Source organism: Marinobacter sp. (genome assembly GCF_033722195.1).
GTDB lineage: Bacteria > Pseudomonadota > Gammaproteobacteria > Pseudomonadales > Oleiphilaceae > Marinobacter.
In genome coordinates, this window is sequence record NZ_JAWVZL010000182.1 from 1 (window position 1) to 2,912 (window position 2,912).

Annotated in this window: 4 protein-coding genes; all 4 read left to right on the forward strand. The window is 66.1% G+C overall.

The features are described 5' to 3' along the window. Positions 1–928, forward strand: a 928-nt coding sequence (urtC, locus tag R3280_RS16525) for an urea ABC transporter permease subunit UrtC (protein ID WP_318999706.1), incomplete at its 5' end; no start/stop codon positions are given. Continuing rightward, the gene (gene urtD, locus R3280_RS16530; protein WP_318999707.1) at positions 925–1,749 is read left to right on the forward strand and encodes an urea ABC transporter ATP-binding protein UrtD; all 825 of its coding nucleotides are present in this window, start codon (positions 925–927) and stop codon (positions 1,747–1,749) included. The genes urtC and urtD, both read left to right, overlap by 4 nt. Next, a complete protein-coding gene (urtE, locus tag R3280_RS16535; RefSeq protein WP_318999708.1) occupies positions 1,749–2,447 on the forward strand; it encodes an urea ABC transporter ATP-binding subunit UrtE in 699 nt (232 codons plus the stop codon). The genes urtD and urtE overlap by 1 nt, the downstream gene beginning before the upstream one ends. Beyond that, a partial coding sequence (locus R3280_RS16540; RefSeq protein ID WP_318999709.1) for an urease accessory protein UreD occupies positions 2,444–2,912 on the forward strand: 469 nt, incomplete at its 3' end. The genes urtE and R3280_RS16540, both read left to right, overlap by 4 nt.

The following is a 2,912-nucleotide window of genomic DNA, read 5'->3' on the forward strand; positions in this document are numbered from 1 at the left end:
ATGGGGCTTCTGCGGCATCCTCAGCCTCGGCCATGGCGCCTTCTTCGCCCTGGGCGGCTACGCCATGGGCATGTACCTGATGCGCCAGATCGGCGAGCGCGGCGTCTACGGCCACCCGGTGCTGCCGGACTTCATGGTGTTCCTCAACTGGCAGGAGCTGCCCTGGTACTGGCACGGCTTCGACGTCTTCCCCTTCGCCATGCTGATGGTGCTGCTGGTGCCCGGGGCGCTGGCCTTCGTGTTCGGCTACCTGGCATTCCGCTCCCGGGTGACCGGCGTGTACCTCTCCATCATCACCCAGGCGCTGACCTTCGCGCTGATGCTGGCGTTCTTCCGCAACGAGATGGGCTTCGGCGGTAACAACGGCCTCACCGACTTCAAGGACATCCTCGGCTTCGACCTGCGCTCCGACGCCACCCGTCTGGCGCTGTTCATCGCCACCGGCATCGCCCTGGCCATCGGTTACGTGGTCTGCCGGGGCATCGTGCTCAGCAAGCTGGGCCGGGTCAGCGTGGCCTGCCGCGATGCCGAGGCCCGCACCCGCTTCCTGGGTTACCGGGTGGAACGGGTGCAGCTGTTCGTGTTCGTGGTCTCCGCCATGCTGGCGGGGGTGGCCGGGGCGCTGTACGTGCCGCAAGTGGGCATCATCAACCCCAGCGAATTCTCGCCGCTTTTCTCCATCGAGGTGGTGGTGTGGGTGGCCCTCGGTGGTCGCGCCACCCTGTACGGTGCGGTCATCGGCGCACTGCTGGTGAACTACGCCAAGACCGTGTTCACCGGCATCATGCCGGACGCCTGGCTGTTCGCCCTCGGCGGCCTGTTCGTGCTGGTCACCGTGCTGCTACCCAAGGGCATCGCCGGCCTGCTGCCGAATCGCAGGAAATCCGAAGACCAAGACGACGCAGCCGGACAGGAGGCCACCGCATGAGCATCCTTCAGGAACTGACCCATCGCGACCGCGTCTTTGAGTTCCTGGCCCCGGCGGCGTCCCCGGTGGACGTCCGCCACGGCCCGATTCTCTACCTGGAAGACGTGAGCGTGAGCTTCGATGGCTTCAAGGCCATCAACAACCTCAACCTCACCATCGACGACGGCGAGCTGCGCTGCATCATCGGCCCCAACGGCGCGGGCAAGACCACCATGATGGACATCATTACCGGCAAGACCCAGCCCGATACCGGCTCGGTGTGGTTCGGCAGCCGTCACAACCTGCTCACCATGAACGAGCCGGACATCGCCAGCCTGGGCATTGGCCGCAAGTTCCAGAAGCCCACCGTGTTCGAGGCCCTCTCGGTGTTCGAGAACCTGGAACTGGCCATGGCCACCGACAAGCGGGTGCTGCCCACCCTGACCGCCCGGCTCACCGGCGAACACCGGGACCGCATCGAGGAAGTGCTGGCCCTCATCGGCCTGGTGGAACTGCGCCACCGGGAGGCGGGCATCCTTTCCCACGGCCAGAAACAGTGGCTGGAGATCGGCATGCTGCTGATGCAGAAACCGCGGCTGCTGCTGGTGGACGAGCCGGTGGCCGGGATGACCGAACAGGAAATGGAACGCACCGCCGAACTGCTCACCAGTCTCGCCGGCAAACAGTCCGTGGTGGTGGTCGAGCACGACATGGGCTTCGTCCGCTCCATCGCCCGAACCGTCACCGTCCTGCACCAGGGCAGTGTGCTGGCGGAAGGCACCATGGACCAGGTCTCCAGCGACCCGAAAGTCATCGAAGTGTATCTGGGGGAGAGCGCCTGATGCTGAAAGTGGACAAACTCAACCAGTTCTACGGCGAGAGCCACACCCTGTGGGACCTGGAACTGGACGTACCCAAGGGCCAGTGCACCTGCGTGATGGGCCGCAACGGCGTGGGCAAGACCACGCTGATGAAGTGCATCATGGGCGAGGAAGCCGTCAAGGATGGCTCTTTGACCTACAACGGCGGCACCGAACTCACCCGGCAGAAAGTGGAAGACCGCTCCCGCCTGGGCGTCGGCTACGTGCCCCAGGGCCGGCAGATCTTCCCACTGCTGACGGTGGAAGAGAACCTGCGCACCGGCCTGGCCGCCCGCAAGGACGGCAGCAAGCAGATTCCCGAGCGCATCTACGAGCTGTTCCCGGTGCTTAAGGAGATGAAGAACCGCCGTGGCGGCGACCTCTCCGGCGGCCAGCAGCAACAGCTGGCCATCGGCCGGGCGCTGGTGATCGAGCCGCAGCTGCTGATCCTCGACGAGCCCGGCGAAGGCATCCAGCCAAACATCGTGGCGCAGATCGGTGAAGTCATCCGCAAGCTGATCGCCGAAGACGGCCTCACCGTGCTGCTGGTGGAACAGAAACTGCCGTTCGCCCGCAAGTACGCCGACCGCTTCGCCATCCTCGACCGGGGCCGCCGCGTGGCCCAGGGCGAGATCGGCGAGCTGTCCGACGAACTCATCAAACAGCACCTGACGGTATGACGGCGTATCAGGTAATCGGCAGCCAGCCAGCGGCCAACGACTCCGGCCACCGCTTCGACGCGGACCGGCGCTGGGCGGCGTCCCTGTCCCTGGGCTTTTTGGCCCGGCAGGAACAGGGCGACACCATCACCCGGCTCACCCGCCGTCACCACACCGGCCCGCTTAGGGTCCAGCGCCCCTTCTACCCGGAAGGGCGCACCGGCTGCTGCCACGTCTACCTGCTGCACCCGCCCGGTGGCCTGGTGAGCGGTGATGCCCTCACCATCGAGGCCACCGTGGGCGAGGGCGCCCACGCCCTGCTCACCACCCCGGCGGCGGCCAAGCTCTACGAGGCTGACAGCCACGGCGTGGCCTGGGCCCAGCACACCCATTTGACGGTGGCGAAAGACGCCATCCTCGAATACCTGCCCCAGGAAACCCTGGCCTTCGACGGCTCCCGTGGCGAACAAAGCACCACCATCGACC

Bases quoted from the DNA above. Each gene is read 5' to 3' on its own strand.
- urtD (WP_318999707.1), top strand. From the start codon at position 925: ATGAGCATCCTTCAGGAACTGACCCATCGCGACCGCGTCTTTGAGTTC.
- urtE (WP_318999708.1), top strand. From the start codon at position 1,749: ATGCTGAAAGTGGACAAACTCAACCAGTTCTACGGCGAGAGCCACACC.